The following is a 21,367-nucleotide window of genomic DNA, read 5'->3' as shown; positions in this document are numbered from 1 at the left end:
AGAGGGAGAACCGACCAACATAACTACTGCACATATAAAGATAAAAAATCCTACAATAAGTCCTTTCACGATCTCCTCCTATGTTTTTATTTGGAAACTTATTAATGCATCATATGCTTCCCGCAACTGACGACCAATGTGTGGCCGGTTATCGCGCTCGATTCATCTGAAGGAACAAAACAATGGGGCCAGGTCTTGAAATATCAGTTTTTCAATTTTGTGGCCCCAGGGAGGTAGATATTTCCCCCGCCGAAAAGAGACCTTAAATGGCTAATTGATCCCCGTGATGCCGCCCCTTTTTGTTTCCCGTGATGCCGAAAATCGTAAATCGAATATCGTCAAAAATCTGTAAATCGTAAATCGAATAGCGAATATCGTAGTAAAGACTTAAATGTTTTACGTTTTTCGAATGTCCCGCTTTCAGCAGGATTAAATCTTACCGGTTTCCGGGTTTACCATTTTACGGTTTCCGATTTTCAATTAACAAATTTAAATCAATTTTCCTATAAGTAGTTTGATAATGCAACAGTTTTTTTCAATGGCGGAATTTTTCATGCAGGCACGAGACATTTACCTTTTTCTGTAACAGTTACAGAAAAAGGTAAACGCCACGGAAAGCCTTATCCTGCCTTGTTCTATTTCCCACAAGTCTTAAAACAAAACAACTTGGGGTCAAATCTTTATTCTTGACATTGTGGAAATCGGGACAGAGTTTAAAAAAAGCCCTTAAATACTTATAAACTGTTGCCAGTCCTTGAATTACAAATTCTCCGCCACAGTGTCGGAGAATCACCTCCAACGATATGAACAGGAAATCATTCCGACCAAAAGAATATGTGAAATATAATGTCGAAAAGGTTGTTGAAATATTGAAGGATGTCCCCACCCAACATAAGTGCCCTTTAAGAACCTATCCTCGCAGCGCCCAGCAAAACAATGAATTTTCGCAGAAACTTTTCGTCGAAACACCGTTTCATTTTCTGATCTCTGGGATCAACTTCGGGGCTATTATCGTCTATAGGAGTTCCTACCATTATCTTCACCGCATTAAGGGGAGGCATGGCCTCTTTGTAAGGACGCCGGGATGTCATAGCGTCGAAAACATCTATAATTCTCAATACTCTGGCCAGCACACTTATATTTGTTCCATCAATCATCATAGGATAACCGCCGCCCTGAAAATCCTCGTGATGTTCAAGAACAGCTTTCTTCACGAAAATCGGGAGTTCGGTATCGAGCAGCATTGCCAAACCGTAGAGAGGATGGCACTTCATAATTCCCCATTCTATTTCCGAGAGCGAACTGCCCTTATTGATTATTTCGGGTTCTATATATGCTTTACCGATATCATGGAGTAATGCGCCTACACCGCATTGCCTGAGTATTTCCTTTCTTTGTTCCTTATCAAAGGTATTACAGTCGGGTTGGATTTGCTCTATGATATCAGGATTTTCATTTAGAAAAGCAATTGTAAACCATAAAACCTTGGTTGCATGTTCATAGGTCTGGTAGTCATGGCCGATCATTTTTGCAAGAGCTTGAAGCGACCTGGATTCTGTGATAAATTCGAGAGTGTTCCTGATCATTCGCTCTGTCCTTTCCACGGTTTTAGTGTCTATTTTGCCCGATTTGAAAGATGTTTCGAGAGCGTTCCTGACTACTTTAGTGGACACCTTGCTGAATACTGCTGCTTTTTGATCTTCCGATGGGGACTCACTGGAAAGAATGTCTCCAAGATGATTTTCAAGGTATTCCTCGTAAAGAACTGCTTCCTCAAGGTCAATAAAAACTTCCCTTATCCCTGTGTCTGCAAGCCTTCTGATCTGATCAGGGGTCACCTGGTTGCCATCCTTCGCCCATAGTATATTGGTTCCATTCGGCGAGGGTATGTAGATCTTAAACCTGGGCAGGCTCCCCGGTATGATGGCCCCCGGAGGTATGGCCATGAACGTTTGAGCCTTCATGGCATTCCAAAAATTATTTGATTTATCTGATTTAAGCAGGCTATGCCGATTTGTTTTTGAGAACAAGTGGGGTCAGGTCTTGAAATATCACTTTTTTCGTTTGGCAACCCCCAGTGAGGTATATATTCTCCCCGCCAAAAAGAAAAATCCTTTTGCTGATTCATCCCCGTGGTACCACCCCTTTTTTTCTTTCCATTTTCCTCCAAACTTCATAAAAATGCAAGGAAATTTTATCGGCGAAGGTATTTTTAAGCAGACGGGAGACCTCTTTAATTTTGCTCCAACTGTTGGAGCAAAATACAAACTCCCCATCAAGCCTTATCCGGCCTCGCTCCACGTTTAAAATTGATGGATTGAACGTATTTATGATACGTCTCCGGTGTAATCTCTCTTGTCGGTTTTTTATCCATTAAAAAATACTTCGGCAAGGAGAAGCATGGAACAATTTAATAATTTCCACATTTTGCATAAAATGATATACTTAGGAAAGTTTAAATAGCGAGGTTTCCATATGCTCAATACCGTAAAAGTAGATTTAAGCCGGGAAGAACTTATAAAAGCAATAAAGACAATGAAGAAAAAAGAAAGAGATTCCTTTCTGGAGGATCTTCTTGCGGCAACTTCTCCTGAGTATCTGGAAAGTATCAGAGAGGCAAGGGCAGATTACAAAACAGGGAGAATTAAAACCCACAAAGAGGTTTTCGGGGAGTGAAATACAGGTTTGTATATACACAAAGAGCCCAAAGAGATATTAAGAAACTTGATGATAATGAAAAGAAAAGGATCGGCAAGGCGCTTATGCGTTATTTGGATGATCCGTTGAGTTATGCTGAAAGCCTTACGGATTCGAGCCTTGGCAGCTACAGGTTTAGAGTAGGAGATTACAGAATTATTTTTGATATGGAAGATAAAGATATTGTGGTCTTGCGAGTAGGCCACAGAAGAGAGCTTTATAAAAGATAGTTAAAATTCCCCACGCCTTTTTATCCATCAAAAATCGTATTGGCCGGAAAAGAGCGGAGAGTTTTGACCCAGCCAAAACAGTCAACAGCTACTGCACATAAAATCTGCATTTTGTGCACTTCACTGCTCAAAATGCACAAAATCATCGGAGCAGAAGCTAGTTGTGGGACGGGGTGTGAATGTTCGCAAAATGGATGCCCACAAATAAGTAAATATCCTTCCCCCGCCAAAGAAATTCTTCCTGCCATGCCGCCCCTTTTTCTTTCCATTTGTTTGCCTTCGGCAAATTTAAACGTTTGCCTCCAAACTTCATAAAAATGCAAGGATATTTTTATCGGAAAAGGTGGGATTGTTCGTAAAGGCGCGAGGCCTTTTTAATTTTGCTATCACAGTGATAGCAAAATTTAAACTCCCCGGAAAGGCTTGCCCTGTCTTGTTATTCATCAAAAAAAACGCCTCGGTCAAAAGCAAAACAAAAAGTGAAATCGTTAAGGATGTCCCTCCTGTATCCACACACATTTAAAATCTATATTCCAAAGACAGTGAAATGTTTGATTGATCCGACCAGACCTTGACCCCGTGCGAAAAGCCGAAATCAATGCCAAGGGGATCGTTGACCAAACGGTGAGAGCCGGTTGTTGATATCCGGAGATAGTCCAGTTCAAGACCCAGGGTAAGGTTGTTTGTCAAACCTTTTTTAATACCGACAGAGGCATGCCATGCATATCCGTACGTATTTTCATATGTGAACCTGTTGCCTGCTCTGAATAGATGATGGTCTTCGTTGCTGCCTTCCACGTAAGCCCAGTCGAGTTGCAGAAGGAGCTTCAGGGAGGATATATTCGTTAATTGTCCTATATCGATATTTGAACGTATCCCAGTAAAATATTGCCAGTATGTCTGTTTAAAACGAATCCCGTTTCCCGGCAGGGCAACAGGAGGTTTCCCATCGAAGGGTGTGTACTGTGTCCCGTCATGGGTAACCATGTGAAAATTCTGATAACGGAATCCCACAACCGGGCGCAGGCTGAACCATTGAGGCAACCCCAGCCAGTCTGAGACTTCCATATCTATATCGGCCCTGACCATATAGCTGGGCTCCATACGACAACTGGATTCACTGTAGATGGTCTTAAGAGCAGGCGCAGCATCATCATCCCAATCCGAGTCTACGAAACGTCCTTTAGCATCCCCAAGCGCATTGCTGAGCACTTCACCGCCTATAGAGAATCTGGGGTAGCTCAACCTCAGTTCTACCCCGCCCCACCACGAATCCAAGGGGAATTCCAGTCTGCTGAGAGGAGCCTGATATGGAGGAAATGGGTTGCCGAATTCGTATGAGGTATGGCTGTTAAAGAAATGTCGTGTCTTTATGCCTAACGAAAAATGTTCCGTCAAAGGGGTGAGTGCGTTTATTTCGGCTGCCATGACAGCATGATGAGTTATTGGAAGAAACGACATGATAAATATACAGGTAATACAATGCAACCTTAAAGAGTATTGTTTTAGTAAATTCATGTTAATACTGCCTATTTGCCGAATCCTCCTAAAATCAGGTTTTGCGCGGACGGAATTTAACCCTTCTTTAACATATGCGTTATATGTGTGTGGATATATCGGTAAAAATTTCTCTTATTTCCGGTGCAACACGCGTAAAATCGAGATCATCTATCATATCATGCAATTCAACGTCTTTTGCGAGTTTAAAAACAGCCGTTCCCTTAGCTGTTGCCTTTCCCGTATCATCTTCTATTGTGCATGAAACCCAGAAGGTATCATGTCCGTGTTTCAGCAGTTTTCCCTTTGCTGTATAATGTTTATCGCATCTGACCGGCTGCAGGAGTTCAACCTCCATTTTCCTGGTCATAGACGCCTTCCTTGTTTCAACAGCAATAGTCCACCACATAAGTTCGTCAAGTATCCCAGCTACAATACCTCCGTGCGCAATCCCGTTGAATCCCTGGAATCTTCTCTCAAGTGTAAAGTCACATATTACCGTCCCTTCCTGATATCGTAATATAAGTTTTACGCCTGTCGGCTCCTCTTTGCTGCAGAAAAAACATTTTCTGTACCCCGGAAGTTTACTCATATTTTCTCCATTTGACATTTAGGGTTAGATGTGGGAACGTTCCAAGAAAATCTTCCTGCCCTGCCGCCCCTTTTTTCTTTCCATTTTGCTCCAAACTTTATAAAAATGCAAGGAAAAGTCAATAGAATCATGGGGGTCAAATCTTTATTCTTGACATTGGGGGAATACGGATAGCTTTAGAAAGCCCATTAATCCTTGTAAACTGTTGCCGGTCTTTGATGTTCAATTCATGGACTTTAACCTCCTCTGAAAATCGATAAGATAGGCTGTAACAACGGGTAAGCAAAAACAGCAAGGGCTTTTCATTCGAATTTATTTAAAAAAGGCGAAAAACTATTGCTATTGGAACAATTTTGTTCCAAAATATTTTCAAGAATAGCTGAACCTGCTATGAACAAAAGTACAAAAAATTATTTTGGAGAAAGAGCGCAAATTGAGTATTCATAGTTATGAAGAACTGGCCGCTTTGCACGCAATAGCTAAAATATTAGCCCGGCCTGCAGACTTGCGTGACGGACTGGAGCAGGTTCTGCAGGAAATGAGTTTACGTCTGGGAATGCAGAGAGGGATGATCTCTCTGTTTGACCGCGAAAAAAATGAGGTCTGGCTGGATATTGCCCATGATGTAAATATCGAAGGAATGGATGTGACATACAAACCCGGAGAAGGCATTACCGGCGAAGTCGCCCAGACAGGAAGACCAATGGCTGTGGCTAATCTGGGGCACGCCACTCACTTTTTAGACCGTACCGGTGCACGGCGTCACTTAAACAGGTCGGAACTGGCATTTCTTTGTGTTCCCATTATGTATGATGACCATGTTGTTGGTGTTTTATCTGCCGATAAGGTCGCCCGCGAAGTGAAAAATCTGGACAAGGAACTGGCGATGCTTTCCGCTGTATCGGAATTAATGGCCAAATTTGTCCATGTCAGAGCTTTAGAAGAAGAAAACAGGCGGTTGAGAAAAATTGTCGGTAGCTCACGAGCGCCTTCGATAGATATTATAGGCCATTCCAAACCCATGCAGGAAGTATTCGGTTTAATCGCCCAGGTAGCCGATTCCAGAACAACTGTTTTAATAACAGGAGAGACTGGAACGGGCAAGGAATTGATCGCTAATGCAATTCATATGAACTCTCCGCGTAAGGCCGGGCCTCTGGTGCAGGTTAATTGCACGGCAATTCCTGACACACTGATTGAAAGCGAACTTTTCGGTCATGAAAGAGGAGCATTTACCGGCGCACTGCAACAGCGTCGCGGGCGTTTTGAAGAAGCCAACGGGGGTACTATTTTCTTAGATGAAGTAGGAGAACTTTCCGCTGCCGCTCAGGTAAAGCTTTTGCGCGTTTTGCAGGAAAAAAGATTTCAGCCGCTTGGTTCTTCAAGAGTTGTTAATGTTGATGTCCGCATTATCGCGGCGACAAACAGAAACCTGGAACAGGACATTCTGGCGGAACGTTTTCGCGCTGATTTATTTTACCGCCTGAATGTTTTTCCCGTATATCTGCCCCCTTTGCGCGAAAGAGGCAGCGATATCATACTTTTAGCTGATCATTTTGTTTTGAAGTACAGCGCGGAGATGGGTAAACATGTTAAAAAAATATCCACTGCGGCGATAGAAGCATTCTTATCCCATAAATGGCCGGGTAATGTGCGGGAGCTGGAAAACTGTATTGAACGGGCGGTTCTCTTATCCAATACCGATACCATTGAAAGTTCATATCTGCCGCCCTCTTTGCATGTCAGGGAAAGCAAAGTGGAGAGAAAAGAACGCGGCAAGCTGTCTTCTCTTGTTGAAGCGCAGGAAAGATCTCTGATTGTTGATACTCTGTATATTACAGGGGGAAATCAAACCAAAGCCGCGAAAATCCTGGGAACTACCAAAAGAATCGTTCAATATAAAATTGCTAAACTGGGAATTGATCCAAAATTATTCCGCAAAAAAGAATAAAGACGTCAAAAAAGCTGATTAAATTTTTATTCGAAGAAGCAGACCATCTCCTGCGCTACAATATCGGAAAGCAATATTAATTTCTTTTCCCGGACATCATAGAAGCGAACGACATGGGCGTATTGGCGGTCCTCAGGAGCAATTTCTTCCATCATATTGTGCATCGATTCCATTATGGACGTATTGAAAATAACTTTTTCCTGTTCCGGATAAATAGCCATATAAAAGATATTCATCTCCACCATATCCTGAAAAAAATGGGTGCCGAAAGACAGATCGGGGATCAAGCTTCCTTCCTTGTATGCTATTTCCGCGATAGCCGCGATATTGTTGATTTCGGAAAAAGTAACCGGCACGCCCATTGCCGGCGTTGTTGTGCCCCAGCGGCCCGGTCCGAAAAGAATCGTCGGTGTCTCATCCCGATTATCAATAGTCTTATTTATTTTACCCACCAATCTGGCAACATTATATTTTCCAGAAAGCGGGAGATCAGAGTATCCTTTGGGATCGATGTAAATGATCTGCGAAATATTTTCATAAACACTGCCACCCATGAAATTGCCTTCCTGCTTCAGCAATATTTTATTTTTCTTGATCTTATGGGGAATTTTCACGCGGCTATGGTGACCTTTCGTCTGAAAAGGCCGGCATTGCAGCAGATTGATTTGAATTTTCCCATCCGTGTTGAAGTTCGCTGTAAATTCAATATCCACCGGATAGTTATAGATTGATTCCAACCGTTTGAGCATCCTGGACATAAGATCGGGGAATTCCGTTCTGGAAAGCAGTTCGTCAAAGGTAAGTATCCACACATCCGTGTTTTTGCCTAAAGCTTTCATCCGCTCAGTAGCATCAATATCGCGGGTACCTATAAGGTCCAAGCGCCCTTCCAGATCTTTATTGAGCACCTCAACAAATGATAAGGATTGAAAAAGATTTTCCTCCAGATTTAAAGCATCAACAGAATGCTGGGAAAAACGTCCCGCATCTTCCGGTTTGGCGTAGGGTTTAACCAGGGGATTATCCAGAGCGACAATGCGCGGATAGTCATTTCCCATGCGGTTTACAGCCCTTGTTCCCAGTCCGAAAACAAGCCTGAGCATGCCCGCCTTGGGATCCATGCCTTTTTTCCAGACAAAGGCGTTATAAGACAGACCGACGCCGGCCAACTCGGGGAAAAAATAATATTTGCGGTAAGAACCGGACACTCTTTGCACCAGCAGAGCCATCTGTTCATCCTGCTGGTCCAGTCCTCTTTTCAGACGGTAAGCGAGGGCTTCTATATTCATCGTGCTTGCGAAGATTTTCCTTACTGCCTCCACAAACTTCTCATAACGTTCCTCCGGTGTTCCCTGATTGGCGCAAAAATAACTTTCGTATTTTCCGGCAAAGGCATTGCCGAAAGCGTCTTCCAGAAGACTGCTGGAGCGTACGATGATAGGCGACTGTCCGTAATATTCCAGCATTAGCTGAAATTGTTCACGGATTTCTTCCGGAAATATTCCTTTCAACATTTTGTTTTTTAATTCCAGGGCGCTTTCAAAATAGTTTTCTTTTGTTTTGTGGGACATTAGTGTTCTCCACAAGCCGTTTTGAACGATGAAGGAATAAAAGATATCAGAACCTATATAAAAAGAGTCGTGCATCTCTAAGTGTTCCGACCATTTTACAGAAGGGTCTTTGCGTAAAATGCTGCGCGCCAACAACATGCCTGTGGATTTCCCGCCGATGAAACCGGTTCCGATAAGCCGTTCTTTAATTTCAATAAGATCTTCAAGGGTAAAATATTCTTTTATCAAGGAGAGCATTCTTTTTTCCCTGCCGATCAAAACACGGGAAAGCTGTTCCACCATTTTCTGTTTTTCCGGCACGCCCTCTGTGTTTTCCAGCATATCCTTTGCTTGTATGAATATGCGATCCCAATAGTCCAGATTTCTTTCTGCGCCGGATGCGCTTGCCTGATTAAGACAGGAAAATAAATTTGAGGCATCAACGCTGTTCAGGATAGGGATAAATTCGTCTTTCTCCATAATGTGCGGAAGAAACATTGTCGGGGAATAGCGCTGCCAGGCTTTAATGGGGTGCACGCAAAATTTACCCTGATAATTATAAACATCCAGCAGTACCTGAGTGGTTTCTCTGATGCGGGCAATAGTTTTATATGAATGCCGGTTGCGCAGGATTGCAAAATAAGCGACAGTATTTAACTCGAAAAGATAGGGGCAGGTAATCACAAAAAAGTTGCCGATCATCAGATCGGTAGCCCAGGTAAGAAGCAGATCCGACAGGCAATCGAACACATAAAAAACATCACGTCCTTCCTGCCGGATGATATAATGAACCTGCGTTGAGAAGGATTCAAAGCCTATATCGGCGTTAAGTTTATAAATCGTGACTTTGCCGGTGGATTCTATAATAGGCGGGTGTTTAGCAAAGCGCATGTAAACAATGCGCCGCCCTTTTTCCAAGGCGTTTTCTATGTAAGGATTGACGAATTTTTTGTAATCTTCAATGTCTTCGACCTGAAAGACTACATTATCGCCCATTTGCAGGTAATTAAGAGTTTTGTCCAATCCTTTAATGCCGGTGCTGACACTGGATATGGAAATCATAAAAGCACCTTTTGTATTAGATTTACTCTTCTAGGCCATCATCATCTTTTTTAACAGCAGCAGCAAGAGGTCTGATCTTTCTATATACTTCCTCCGGCGTTTTCTTATTTCCGTCAACGGTTAGAAGTCTTTCTATGGTAATATCAAAAAGTTTTTCATTCTCCTCAAGATATGGCTCGATCAGATTCCAGTCTGCATCAATAATCTCAACAAACTCTCCACCGTTGAGCTGCTCATCAACCAGTTTCTTGTGTGGATCCCGGATGTAAATCGCACCACCGGAAGCCAGAGAAAAAATATTCGAACCGGGATATGGTGAATCGTACTCGTAAATCGACCCGTCTGCATCGTCAAAGCCAATACCATTCAAAATGACAAAACCGCCGCCCTTGAGCGGATCACCGGCCATGAAAGATTCGGCAAGATAATCCAGCGCTGTTCCGTTAATAACGACCCGCGGCTTGCCGACGGCATTGATCAAAGGCCTTCCCGCTGCGTTGCCCATGATATAAGCACTGCCGCCTTTGGCGCCGTACATGAATGTCTGGCCAACATCGCCGTATACCACTAATTTGCCTTCTTTTATAACCTGGCAGAGTTGATCCTGAGCATTACCATGAACATAAATTTCCATGCCGTCAATGCCTGATGCCAGATAATCGCCGGAAGCCCCGTAAACGTCAATCCTCACATCTTTTGTGGCTGGACCGAAGCCGCAACCGGTAAATCGCTGACCACGATATTTGTAAACAATGAAATTCTTCCAGCCGAGCTTAAATGCCTTCACAATCATTACCGCATCGCATTTATCTCCTTCCGGTTCAAAATGTTCGGCATCAATAATCAGAATTTTTTCATTGTTTTTTGGCGCGCGTAGTTGCTCATGTGTTGCAAAATTAATCCGGCTGAACCGTGAATTGGTCATTTCCGTGATCGCGGGAGATTGGTCCAGAATCTCATCTATATTGATTTTCAGAACATGCTGCAGCGAGCTTCTCTTTATGAAGCCGGTATTGTATCGACGGTCATTTAAAAGCGTCAAGGCATTGATAACTGCCTGCTTACAGTCATCATTTATATTGGCATAACTTTTAATTGTCTCTATGCAGAAGCGGAATTTATCCGGACTGAAACCAATGATGCTGCCCTTTACATAGGCATATAATTTATCGGCAGTGGCTGAATAATCATTCTCAACAAACAAAGCGGCAAGTTTTTCTTCAATGGGCTTGAATTCCGGTGTAACCGTTATCTTTTTTGCAATATCACAGGCAACCTTGTCTTTGGGAGTTTTGATCACATTCCCGAATTTGTCCGTACAGATAAGATCTTTACCATCCACAGTATTTTTCAGGCTGAAGATAAAGGAGCCGCCATCGGTATAACTGCCGCCGCGCGCATTCCAGTATTTGTCGGCGATGGGGCCGAAACGCGGATCTTCCCGCTCCAGAGAGATCAGAGTTGCATCAATAGCCTGCTTTTCCGAACAAATTAACCCGACTTGAACTTCCCCATCCTGTAGAGCAAAAACCTGCGGGCGGAGCATGGCGGTATCCGTAATACCGATAAGTTGGAATTGATCATTTTTGACATCATTTCGGGCAATAATAAAGAACCACGGCCCGTCAGGAGATGCATTCACGTGATGGGTTTGAATTATTTTGTACAATTCCTGCTTTTCAACAGGCAGCATGTCAAAATCCATTTCCGAGGTAGGCGCCATGGCCTCAATGAGGTACTCCAGCGGGTATTTATATACTCTGCTCCAGAGATCGAGCAAAAGCGCCGCTTCTTCCGTATCCGTCAAAAATAGAGGAAAATAGTTACGCTGTTTCAAATATTCATTTACAGCCTGATAATTCGCAAAGTCACCGTTATGAACCAGCGCTTCATTGAGCGCGCTAAAGGGATGGCAACCACCCGGATGCCAGACACGTCCCCGGGTCGGATAACGCTGATGTGCCAGCCAGGCATGGGCCTTGAAATCATCCAGTTTGTAGTATTTGACAACATTTTCCGCATAACCCACGATTTTCAGGATCATCATATTCCTGCCGTGAGACATGACAAAAGCCTTTTTATCACCAAGGGACGCATAATAGTGCGTATTAATCCTGAAGCTGTTCTGATAAACAAACTCATCTTCGGCATCCCGTCTATCCATGGATGTGAATTGATTATCCGCAATGAATTTATCCAGGACGTCATCCCTGACGCGGACAAAATAACGCATGACATCCGGAGGCCGGACATCAAGACCGATACTGCGATAATCATCAATCGTGGCCAGTTTTTCCGATTTATCAATTTTAAAGAACGGTTTGATGAATGTATCTTCAATTTCCGTACAAACGCTCGCATCCAGGAGGGCAATGTGCAGCATGTAATCATCCTGCAACACCTCTTTAGAAACACCCATTGCCTCGGGAATGAATCCTACTGCGCCGATTCCGCCGCCTTTGCCATTGCCTCTGTTATGCATCTGGACGGAGGGTTCAAAGATGTTTTTTCCGGTTACAGGAATCGAGCAGATAAAACCGGTTACACCGCAGCCGCCTTCTTCTTCCGTGTTCGGACTTAAAACCGGGACCCGGCTGCAAATTTCATTTCGTGACTGTGTTATTTTTTCAACATTATCCATATAACAGACTCCGTTTTATTTACTGTAATCTATGTGTTCAAGCAAATCCGTACGGCCTACAAGCTCCTGCACACTCCTCATGCCGAACTTTTGCAATATTTCGATCAGTTGGACATTCCAGGCATGGTACATATTTGTCAGGCGTTGTGTTGCCCATTCTTCATTAAACAAATCGGCAAGTTCCGAATCGGTGGAAGCTATGCCCCGGGCACAACCGCGCCCTGATTCACAGTTTCCGCATCTGACACATTCCAGGGAAACCATTTCCGCTGTACCGATGACCGCGCCGTCTGCACCCAGGCAAATGGCTTTAACCAGATCGTGAGCCGTCCTGATACCACCTGAGGCAATGAGCGTTACGGCATCCCGTGCTCCCTCATCTTTTAAAAAATTATGTACTTTCGTTATGGCATATTCTATCGGCATTGCGATGTTCTTTTTTGCAATATCAGGTGCAGCGCCGGTACCGCCATATCCGCCGTCGATATGAATGATATGAGCGCCGGCATAATACGAACCGACGGCAACCATATCAACATCATTGGGTGTTGATACTTTAACCGAAACTAAGGCATCAGGATTGATTGCTTTAATCCAGTCAATGTGTTTCTTATGATCTTCAATGGAGTAAACCGAGTGAAACGGAAAAGGTGAAAACAAAGACGATCCTTTAACAGCTTCCCTCATACGGGCAACGCTTTCCGTGTTTTTTTCTCCAAGGAGATGTCCGCCCAGACCGGGCTTTGCCCCCTGCGCGTATTTGAATTCTATTATTTTTACCCGCTGAATTGTTTCTTCACGTACTCCAAACAAACCGGTCGCCACCTGAGTAATGACGTGATCATCATAGGGTATAAGGAGTTCCGGATATCCGCCTTCTCCGGTACAGGTAAAAGTATTCCATATGGTTGCGTTGCGAGCCTTGGAAACCATAGTAGGCAGACTGACCGATCCAAAGGACATGCCTCCGCCATAGACAGGCGTGGAAATTACAACATTGGCCCGGCCGTCATTTCTCCGGTTCAGAGGAATTTCAGTAGATATCTCAAACTTATCAATTTTTGGGCGCCCTGAAGGGAACTTTAAGCGCAACTTGTCGAAGCCGCCTCCGGAATTGCCCGTATTATATTCAAGATCTTTTCGCTCAGGCGGGTAACCGGTTTCGGCCATGATCCAGGTACCGGTAATCATATCGGCTGTCCATCGATAGTCACCCAACGTTTCATACATCGGATTGAGCGATAAGCTCAGTGCGCTACGCGGACATTTGTTAACGCAATAAAAATCGTTATTTTCGCATTCAAAGCCGATACACTTATAGTCTATGGGCACGCTCATTTTATTGTGCCCTTCCTGCCTTTCATGAACTCCGTAGGGGCATGATTTGGCGCAAGTTCCACAATTGATGCATGCGTTTGACCTTGTGACCTTATACTTAGGCACCTGGTGTCTGAATCGCGACGGCATTTTTTTAATTTGTACGGTTGATGGTTTCATATGGTTGCTTTTTCTCTTTCTTTAAATATTTTTCCAAAAGTTTCATTATCAATTTCTTCAAAAAATATAGCTCTTCCGGTTTCACCGCGCAGACGTCGTGCTTCCCGGATTCCCATGGCGCCCATGACTTCCAGAAGCTGCGAGTGCCATGCACCCATAAGGTTGATTATCCTCTGCATTATTGTTCGAGTTGAAATTTTCTCCAGTCCTTCGGGAAAAACAATGATCTTCTCCGGGTTTTCATACAATCTGACGCCAAAAGCAATCAGTAGCGGCAGATCAACTGCCGTTAAATCCGCACCGCAAAGCATGGCCTTGGGAACATGCTCGGCCATAGCGATACCGCCGGAAAAAATAATTGTAACTTCATCACGGATCCTGTCCTCCACCAGTTTCAGATGGACAGCACGGATAATATCCTTGCCCAGACGTTTATTTTCATTAACTGATCCATTTAACTCCATGCTACGGTAATCTGCAACGACATGGATAATTTCCGCGCCATTGTGGGCCAGTTTCGAAACGATGGTTTCCACAGACTTCGTTGCCGGAACACGGACGATCGTAAGGGCATTACTTATCTTTTTAATTTTTTCTTTCAGCGCAGGGAAAGTGCTTATCATGTCTTCGGCATACTCAAAAGCCACAATTCTTGCGTTTTTAATCAAGCCTTGATATTTATCAATTTCCTCAGAAGAAATTAAGGGAATGATGTTTTTGATGTATTTTTTGATATCTGCTGCAATGTTATTGGCCGGTAATACTATGCATGTGTTGAGCTGCGCAGCCGCTCTGATTAAAGCAATCTCAATATTCGGGCTTAAATTATCTACCGGAACATCAAAAATGATGGGAATCGGAATATCAACAGTATCATGTATTTTCGACAATAGTTTGCCATTTTCATCAAATGTCAGGTGATTGAGTTTCCGGCCCAGTTCGACAGAAGTACTGATGTATTCGCGGCCGTGGATCCCGTCGCGTGTCGGACGAACGATTTCCGACATGTCTGTCCACATACTGTCAAACCCCTGTCCGGTAAAGGGCCCCCGATACCCGGCGCCTGTAACCGGCACCTTGCCGTCCTCGGCCTGCTTCCATAAAGTTATAAAAATATCGGGCTTCCAGTACGATCCGCCAATATTTAAAAAATCTTTATCCAGAGATTTTTCGAGAGCTCCCCGTGGGCATTCCTGAATACAACGAAAACAGTTTCTGCAAACAACTGTGTTCGGGTCAGCCATTTTTCGAGGATCACCCTTTCCACGTTTATGCGCCTCATAAATGCACACCTTGGTGCATCGACCGCAATTGATGCAGTTTTCTCCCCGTTCAATCCTGAATTTATACACATAATCCAGATTAAGCGGCGTTACCTTTGTGTGAATATGATATTTCTTTGGCATAGTCTTTAATTCATCCTCTCAATAAGTTGTTCAGTTATTCCGATCCACCATTTCCCAGTATTCCTTGCTGTCGTCAACCTTTTTAAGAAATTCACTGATTTTATCCTCGGGTCGGCCAAAATTATTTTCCACCCTCTTTTCCAGTGCATCCCAGAGCCTCATCAGCTCCAGATTGGTTTGGCATATTTCTTCACAGGACTTGCAATGCATACACATAAACACGTTTTCAGCTTCTTTTTTGGTAACCGGGCGGCCTTGAATGAGTTTTTTCGCCAGAGCAATTTTACCTTTTGCCGTGACTTCTTCATTTTTTGTGACAAGGTATGAGGGACACACTGCAATACAGTTACCACATTTTGCACAGGCGTGAGTGGTCAACTCAAAATCAAGACTATCAATTTTCTCGTCCTTGCCCATCAGCAGTGTCGCAATTCTCCCAATAATGGGTGATAGCAAAATCAGCATCTTTATGGAAAAGCTGAAAATACCCGGTCGAAAGATGAGCGCCGGAATATTGCAGAATTTTGATTGAATTCCGAAAAACTTCCCTGGATTCATGATATTGTTCTGGTCAACCTTTGCTTTGTAATTCAGCAGGTCCTGTTTCTTTTCGGTGTTGTATAGATTATCTATGAAGGCTGCATTCCAGATACCCAACCCATAAGGCTCAGCTCCCATGGAAATTGCTGTTTGGGTAAGCATTGTCTGCAGCGGTAAGTCGATGTAATATCTCTTCTTTCTGGAATCACAGAGAAAATTGGTCATGATGAGGGCCATCTTTTCATCAATAATATAAGAATCAATAAATATTTCCACGCCAAAATTCGCACCCAATTTCTTTGCTTTTTCAATAAAGCCTGCCGCTGAAGCTATTGGAATAATACTTTCACTGGCCAGGATTGTCGGGCCAAGGCGCTTTGTTTTCATACCGAACAGACGTTCATTCCATAAATAACTCGCCACATAGCGAGGCGCCTCATCAAGATTACCCATTTGGGCAATAGCCTTTAAAAATATTTCATCATCCTCAGAGCTGCTTAACTCTACCAGCACTCCTGCGCTTTTTTTAAATACGCTGGAATGCATGAGTTCGTTGACGTCACTTAAGTGATTTTCATCCAGAAAGCGGATTACATCAGGATTAGCGCTTTGCGCATCTTTGTTTTTAACAAATTTTTCAATAAATTCGAAAGCAGCGTTGTCACCGGGAAAATAAAACAGATGCGGGTATGAGGCCTGGGGAACGTCGCGTAATTTAAGGTTTACCTCAACAATGATTCCAAACTCCCCTTCAGTGGAAACAAAGTACATAAAATCAGGATCATTAGGTGTAATTTTTCTGGTTTCACCAGACGCTGTTACAACTGTCATGGACACGATCTGCTGGATTAAATGACCATATCTAAAACTGTTAATGCCATAGCCACCTGTCGAAATCCAACCGGCAACCGTGGAAAATTTGCTCGACGGATAGGTCATCAGACATAAGCCCTCTTTTTTGGCCAAAATGTCAATATCGCTCCATCTGGCTCCTGCTTCAACAGTTATAGTCTTTTGCGCCTTATTCAAATAAATTATATTTCTAAAAGGAGATAGATCAATGACAATGCCTGCTTTGGTCGGAATTACTCCGCCAAATCCCCATGATGCAGCGCCTCTCGGTATTACCGGCACTTTTCTGGCATTGGCGAATGCCAGAACCTGCTTGATCTCGTCAACGCTTTTAGGCTGAACTACAAAATCCGGTTGTATTTCAAAAAAAGTTCCAGTCATGATTGTGGGAACATCCCCTATGTCATGGCTGTATATTTCTTTTTCCTCGTCCATATCGATAATTTTAATATCGCCTGCAATTTTTTTAAATTCTTCTGCCAGTTTCATGTTTTATTTATCTCTTCCTCATGTAATGTATTATATTGAAAATTACTATATGTATTATATTGCAAATTACTATTTAAAGCAAAATTAATGCCAGCTTATTAAAGCAAAATTAATGCCAACGACCGATTTATAATAAAGTTGAGTCTAAATATTGAACAACAAAGGGGATAATATTATATATAAATTAAGATCCGGTGGGAGAATCCAAAACCCATTATTACAATAAGGTTGCATATTGTTGTTTTGCAGACATTGATGATACAAAATTGTTCCATTTAGCGAGACACACCCCTTTGGGGCGATTTGTTTCAACTTGCCCCTTATAAAAATTATTAATCAACATAAGGCGTGAGCTTCGCAGTTTCCCAAAGGCAAAGACTATCAATAGAAATATGTCTGTTACATCATTGCAGGTATGGTTTTTCTTTCACAAGGTCGCGCACTTCGTGGTTTCGCAGAGGCAAGGGTTACAGTGAGAAACGTGCCTCTTTTGTTATTGCCGGGACGATTTTTCTTTTACCTACAAAGCAAGTATAGGGCCTTTTGACCTTGATCGTGGATTACGGAGTGAAATGTTGGTTTTATAAAAAGTGCCGTTGGTGCAAAAAACAAGACCTGACCCCCAGCCTTTCTCCTAAGTCGCAGGGTGCTGTCAAGCAGGCTGCATGATGTATGGACGTGAAGGTGGACAAAATCGGCCTTTGGACTCGTCATAATTACTATCTCCCCGAATAAGCGTGATTTTTTATCTGCCCCGTATTCGTACCTGTAGAAACGCAGCGATCGTCCCACAATTCTATCATACCGGCGTCTTTGACATTGGTGACTTCGAGTTTTGGGAGCCCTTGTTTTTCGAGCCATGTATGAATGAATTCTATTGCCGCCGGTCCTTCAGAAGCCCGTGCGGTAAAAATCTTGACTGTCTTTCCTTCGCCTATCCAGCGCTGAACACGTTCAATCATCGGCGTAATTGCCTTACCGATGTGATCGATTCCTATCCAGCCGTGATATTCGGCCAGAGTGCCGTCAAGGTCAACACCTGTCCAGATTCCGGTCTCGCTCATAAAATATTGTCTCCGCTATCAGCCTCGAATAGAAACTTAAAAGAATGGCCACCTTTACAGAAATATTTCTTTGTTTTTCTGTTTACGCTTCTGTATATTCAGGTCCACGTCTTTTCCGAAAAAGTATAATCCTGAAAGATACTTGGTGGTACTAAACTTATTAAGATTACAGCTAATATTATTACTTAGTCCATCTATGACATTTTGATTGAATCCTGCAACGACAAGAATCGGGCGCGGCTCTATTGCCTCTATTTTGACATCAGCAAGGAATGAAGCATCCCTTATAATGCCGAGCTTCTTTTTGGTGTTTATGGCATCATTGTATGCCTTGATGATCTGGCTCCCGTTTTTCAAAGCGAATTCGTAGTATTTTTTTATCTGGTCGTTAATCTCTTTGCTGTACAGTCTTGCATCAAAAGCTTGTTTCAACTCTACGAAAACAAGCTTCCGGAGGTTTTTATCAAAATTGACAAAATCGATGCGAGCATTGTCTTCCTCGGCATCAATCGGCCCGGACTTTCCTGAAAATGCTACCTCAACATCGACGATTGTCTCTTTGTTTTTCTCGACTAACCGGGATTGGATCGCTTTTTCTTCTCCGGCGTAGATGGCGATGTTCTGCTTGATTGTCTTGAAGTTTTTTGTATCAAAAATGTCTTGGATATTGGGGCATACATTGCCAGATACCACCAAGCGTTGTCCGTCCGATGAGATTATCGGCACATAAGGAGATTTCTCCTCGGCAATTAGGTATTTATAATGAATCTGGCAAAAGACTTTATTCCCGTGCAAGCTTATCCTCAATAGATTTCCCATTTTCGAGTAAACATTAATAGAATCCGACCGGAGTTGTATGTTGATATCTGGATCGACATGAGAAAGTCTTACGATCTCATGCCACCATACCTCAGATATCAGCCTGTCAACGAGTGGGTGGTTCTTCTTGAGCCTGGTGAAATCTTTATCTCTGTTTTTTCCCATTCTTCCCTCCTATAGGTTTAATGTCTGGCCATCAACCAGATTGATTACATTCTGGAAATACTTCTGAAAATCATTTGGGGCCATCGTATGCACGGGCACCAGCATTTTCGGCTTCAGCGCCCCGGCAAACGTCCGTAAATCTCCAACCGCCGCGTGCCCGCTGGTATGGGCATAGACGAAGTTGACCTGTGGATCGTTCCGGTAGCCGGCTATGGCTTCAGCGCCAGAATAATCTTTGTTTGAATACGAAAGATAGCCGAGCCACTGGGAGTAAATGACATTAACCGGCTTTATGGCTTTGTACAAGTCAATGATCGGGAAATGGGACATCTTGCCCAAAAACAGATAATCGTTCGAGTTGGCATGAAGCTCTTCTTTATGGACCCGATGCTTGTAGAGCCGCTTGCGGAAATCGCCGAAAAAGTCGGGATGTTCTTTCAGCGTATTGTCTTGGCTATAGGAGGCATAAACCTTCACCGGTTCCCATTCCATATTCGGCACACTGTTGGATACGAGCTTGAGCTGCTCAAGTACCCAAGCCGTGTAGATGTCGATAACCAAAGTCTTGTGCGCCTGCTTGCAGGCCCGGTAAGCCGACACGATCCGATCAATGTTCTGGGAAGATGAAATGAGAAACGTAATATTTTCCTGTGCTTTAATGGTTGCAAAAGCTTTATAGGGTCAGGTCTTGTTTTTTGCAGGCACCTCAAACCTAAGCGCGTGTTCATCGCCTCCATATAAAATCAATTGCGTTCCAATTCCCTTAAAGCTTCAAGCAAAAACTTTTCGGTGGTGCCATTGAATACCGCTAAAACATAGTATGCTACTGATGATGGCCGAAGGCGCGATTTCAGGAAGCTATACGTGCCTCAGGAAAAAACCACGCAGTGTGCATTTCGGGAAGAAAGCAGTGCTTTTGGCAAAAGCCACGCAGTATCAACTTCAGGCAACAACCACGAAGTGTGTTAGGAGGAAGACGGCCTTATTTTGCAGGAACAGAGAGCAAGCTGCAAAGTATTTGCACGTTTCATCCGGCATTCAATAAGCCCTCTCAATTGTACTTATTGCAGCATTATGTTTGACCTTGTTACTTTGCGCTCCCTTGCTCCAATTAGTCTTTTATGGTGAAACTTACAGTATTTATTTTACCCAAGCACTTCCAACCCCTTACGGTCAATAAGATCGAGAAGTCGTTGTGCTGTCCCGCTCGGTTTTTTTTGACCCTGTTCCCACTGTTGCACCGTAGTTTTGCCAATACCAAGAATTGCGGCAAATACGGCTTGGCTAACGTGGTTTGTCATCCTGATGCGCCTTATGTCCTCAGGATTGAATGGCCGTTTTTTTGGCAGACAAAGGGCCTCAATCCGGCGCATGGTGATCTCGTCCATGGCGCCGACCTTAAACAGATCGTGGGCCATCTCGTGTGCTATGTCAAGAATTTCACTCATTGGTACACCTCCCATATGGATCTTTCGGCTAATAGTTTTCTTAATGTTGTACTCAAAACTATTGCTTATAGAAGGCAGTGCTGCCGGTGTGAAACACTGCAAAACAACGGTCAGAAAACTGGCAGACCGGGCAATTTCAAAATGCAAACAGCCTCTGCAAAATGGAAATAACCTTTAACTGTGTTTCTGTATCAAGAGTGCCAAGATTTTTTATAAGTCGCGTTTTGTCTATTGTTCGTATTTGATCTAAAACGATATGCGCCTTTTTCTTCTTAAATTGGCATGCTATTCGTGTAGGATAGTCTTTCCCTGCTGTAGTCATCGGGGCAACTATTACTGTGCGGATGTGTCTGTTCATTTCGTCCGGTGAAATAATCAAACAAGGTCTTGTTTTCTGAATTTCAGAACCAACTGTGGGATCAAGATTTGTCAGATACACATCGAATCGGTTTACCATTGCCATTCCTCTTCATCCCAGGAATGGGAAATATTTTCATTTCCATCTATCAATATGTCATGGCCGTTTTGGGCCATTGTTCTGAATGCGTTATCCCAACCAGTCCTTGGACTCGAGATCGGGCGAATGATGATCTGGGTTTTCTCCACCTCAAGCTCAACATCATCCACAATACCAGTTTGGTCAAGTAATGGTTTCGGAATACGAATTCCTTGAGAATTGCCTATTTTTACAATGTGTGCCCTCATTATTTTACCTCCTCGACTGAATGGTGTTCACATTGTAATTACATTCATCTTAAAAGTCAAGAGTTTGTATAAATCAAACAATATAATTGTTATAAGCCATAATTCCACCAATATTAATTGGACTAATAAACGTGAATTGTTATAATGTCACAACAATTTGCA

18 protein-coding genes are annotated in these 21,367 nt (G+C 43.2%); 3 read left to right on the top strand and 15 right to left on the bottom strand.

Annotation, left to right across the window (positions count from 1 at the left end; translation table 11 throughout):
- Positions 1-902 precede the first annotated feature (902 nt).
- Positions 903-1,964, bottom strand: a complete 1,062-nt coding sequence (locus NT178_07650; protein MCX5812404.1) for an HD domain-containing protein — start codon at positions 1,962-1,964, stop codon at positions 903-905.
- 511 nt (positions 1,965-2,475) lie between these two features.
- On the opposite strand from NT178_07650, the gene NT178_07645 reads away from it, so the two are divergent.
- Positions 2,476-2,676 (top strand): hypothetical protein, encoded by a 201-nt coding sequence (locus NT178_07645; GenBank protein MCX5812403.1) that lies wholly within the window; start codon positions 2,476-2,478, stop codon positions 2,674-2,676.
- On the top strand, positions 2,673-2,927 hold the full coding sequence (locus NT178_07640) for a type II toxin-antitoxin system RelE/ParE family toxin (protein ID MCX5812402.1): 255 nt from the start codon (positions 2,673-2,675) through the stop codon (positions 2,925-2,927). The genes NT178_07645 and NT178_07640 overlap by 4 nt, the downstream gene beginning before the upstream one ends.
- 20 nt (positions 2,928-2,947) lie before the next feature.
- On the opposite strand, the gene NT178_07635 is transcribed toward NT178_07640, so the two are convergent.
- From NT178_07635 to NT178_07625, 3 genes are all read right to left on the bottom strand, one after another.
- The gene (locus NT178_07635; protein MCX5812401.1) at positions 2,948-3,196 is read right to left on the bottom strand and encodes a hypothetical protein; all 249 of its coding nucleotides are present in this window, start codon (positions 3,194-3,196) and stop codon (positions 2,948-2,950) included.
- A 250-nt stretch (positions 3,197-3,446) separates the two neighbouring features.
- Positions 3,447-4,355, bottom strand: coding sequence for an omptin family outer membrane protease (locus tag NT178_07630; GenBank protein MCX5812400.1), 909 nt, complete (start codon positions 4,353-4,355; stop codon positions 3,447-3,449).
- A 169-nt stretch (positions 4,356-4,524) separates the two neighbouring features.
- Positions 4,525-5,016: a PaaI family thioesterase gene (locus NT178_07625; GenBank protein ID MCX5812399.1), complete on the bottom strand. Its 492-nt coding sequence runs from the start codon at positions 5,014-5,016 to the stop codon at positions 4,525-4,527.
- A 433-nt stretch (positions 5,017-5,449) separates the two neighbouring features.
- Between NT178_07625 and NT178_07620 the strand changes: the two genes are divergently transcribed.
- Positions 5,450-6,967 (top strand): sigma 54-interacting transcriptional regulator, encoded by a 1,518-nt coding sequence (locus tag NT178_07620; GenBank protein MCX5812398.1) that lies wholly within the window; start codon positions 5,450-5,452, stop codon positions 6,965-6,967.
- A 26-nt stretch (positions 6,968-6,993) separates the two neighbouring features.
- Here NT178_07620 and NT178_07615 read toward each other — a convergent pair whose 3' ends face one another.
- From NT178_07615 to NT178_07565, 11 genes are all read right to left on the bottom strand, one after another.
- Entirely contained in the window at positions 6,994-9,579 is a 2,586-nt protein-coding gene (locus NT178_07615; protein ID MCX5812397.1) for a PEP/pyruvate-binding domain-containing protein, read from the bottom strand.
- A gap of 22 nt (positions 9,580-9,601) precedes the next feature.
- Positions 9,602-12,220: a glutamate synthase gene (locus NT178_07610; protein ID MCX5812396.1), complete on the bottom strand. Its 2,619-nt coding sequence runs from the start codon at positions 12,218-12,220 to the stop codon at positions 9,602-9,604.
- Between the two features lie 15 nt (positions 12,221-12,235).
- Positions 12,236-13,717 carry a glutamate synthase-related protein gene (locus tag NT178_07605; protein MCX5812395.1) on the bottom strand — a complete coding sequence of 494 codons (1,482 nt, stop codon included), beginning with the start codon at positions 13,715-13,717 and terminating at the stop codon, positions 12,236-12,238.
- Positions 13,714-15,123, bottom strand: coding sequence for a glutamate synthase-related protein (locus tag NT178_07600; protein ID MCX5812394.1), 1,410 nt, complete (start codon positions 15,121-15,123; stop codon positions 13,714-13,716). Before NT178_07600 ends, NT178_07605 begins: the two co-directional genes overlap by 4 nt.
- A gap of 30 nt (positions 15,124-15,153) precedes the next feature.
- Positions 15,154-17,004, bottom strand: a complete 1,851-nt coding sequence (locus NT178_07595; GenBank protein MCX5812393.1) for an FAD-binding protein — start codon at positions 17,002-17,004, stop codon at positions 15,154-15,156.
- A 719-nt stretch (positions 17,005-17,723) separates the two neighbouring features.
- The gene (locus NT178_07590) at positions 17,724-18,068 is read right to left on the bottom strand and encodes a hypothetical protein (GenBank protein MCX5812392.1); all 345 of its coding nucleotides are present in this window, start codon (positions 18,066-18,068) and stop codon (positions 17,724-17,726) included.
- 54 nt (positions 18,069-18,122) lie between these two features.
- Positions 18,123-19,052 (bottom strand): hypothetical protein, encoded by a 930-nt coding sequence (locus tag NT178_07585; protein ID MCX5812391.1) that lies wholly within the window; start codon positions 19,050-19,052, stop codon positions 18,123-18,125.
- 9 nt (positions 19,053-19,061) lie between these two features.
- Entirely contained in the window at positions 19,062-19,652 is a 591-nt protein-coding gene (locus NT178_07580) for a hypothetical protein (protein MCX5812390.1), read from the bottom strand.
- A gap of 545 nt (positions 19,653-20,197) precedes the next feature.
- Entirely contained in the window at positions 20,198-20,500 is a 303-nt protein-coding gene (locus tag NT178_07575) for a DNA-binding transcriptional regulator (GenBank protein ID MCX5812389.1), read from the bottom strand.
- A gap of 136 nt (positions 20,501-20,636) precedes the next feature.
- Positions 20,637-20,963 carry a type II toxin-antitoxin system PemK/MazF family toxin gene (locus NT178_07570; protein MCX5812388.1) on the bottom strand — a complete coding sequence of 109 codons (327 nt, stop codon included), beginning with the start codon at positions 20,961-20,963 and terminating at the stop codon, positions 20,637-20,639.
- The gene (locus tag NT178_07565) at positions 20,951-21,205 is read right to left on the bottom strand and encodes an AbrB/MazE/SpoVT family DNA-binding domain-containing protein (protein MCX5812387.1); all 255 of its coding nucleotides are present in this window, start codon (positions 21,203-21,205) and stop codon (positions 20,951-20,953) included. Before NT178_07565 ends, NT178_07570 begins: the two co-directional genes overlap by 13 nt.
- Positions 21,206-21,367: the final 162 nt, after the last annotated feature.

Source organism: Pseudomonadota bacterium, assembly GCA_026388255.1.
GTDB lineage: Bacteria > Desulfobacterota > Syntrophorhabdia > Syntrophorhabdales > Syntrophorhabdaceae > JAPLKB01.
This window is presented reverse-complemented; position numbering and strand designations above follow the sequence as displayed.

Coding starts and splice junctions, on each gene's coding strand:
- NT178_07610 (MCX5812396.1), bottom strand. CDS start 12,220: ATGGATAATGTTGAAAAAATAACACAGTCACGAAATGAAATTTGCAGC.
- NT178_07585 (MCX5812391.1), bottom strand. CDS start 19,052: ATGGGAAAAAACAGAGATAAAGATTTCACCAGGCTCAAGAAGAACCAC.
- NT178_07595 (MCX5812393.1), bottom strand. CDS start 17,004: ATGAAACTGGCAGAAGAATTTAAAAAAATTGCAGGCGATATTAAAATT.
- NT178_07590 (MCX5812392.1), bottom strand. CDS start 18,068: ATGAGCGAGACCGGAATCTGGACAGGTGTTGACCTTGACGGCACTCTG.
- NT178_07600 (MCX5812394.1), bottom strand. CDS start 15,123: ATGCCAAAGAAATATCATATTCACACAAAGGTAACGCCGCTTAATCTG.
- NT178_07625 (MCX5812399.1), bottom strand. CDS start 5,016: ATGAGTAAACTTCCGGGGTACAGAAAATGTTTTTTCTGCAGCAAAGAG.
- NT178_07605 (MCX5812395.1), bottom strand. CDS start 13,717: ATGAAACCATCAACCGTACAAATTAAAAAAATGCCGTCGCGATTCAGA.
- NT178_07565 (MCX5812387.1), bottom strand. CDS start 21,205: ATGAGGGCACACATTGTAAAAATAGGCAATTCTCAAGGAATTCGTATT.
- NT178_07570 (MCX5812388.1), bottom strand. CDS start 20,963: ATGGCAATGGTAAACCGATTCGATGTGTATCTGACAAATCTTGATCCC.
- NT178_07635 (MCX5812401.1), bottom strand. CDS start 3,196: ATGGAAAGAAAAAGGGGCGGCATGGCAGGAAGAATTTCTTTGGCGGGG.
- NT178_07645 (MCX5812403.1), top strand. CDS start 2,476: ATGCTCAATACCGTAAAAGTAGATTTAAGCCGGGAAGAACTTATAAAA.
- NT178_07615 (MCX5812397.1), bottom strand. CDS start 9,579: ATGATTTCCATATCCAGTGTCAGCACCGGCATTAAAGGATTGGACAAA.
- NT178_07630 (MCX5812400.1), bottom strand. CDS start 4,355: ATGGCAGCCGAAATAAACGCACTCACCCCTTTGACGGAACATTTTTCG.
- NT178_07575 (MCX5812389.1), bottom strand. CDS start 20,500: ATGAGTGAAATTCTTGACATAGCACACGAGATGGCCCACGATCTGTTT.
- NT178_07650 (MCX5812404.1), bottom strand. CDS start 1,964: ATGAAGGCTCAAACGTTCATGGCCATACCTCCGGGGGCCATCATACCG.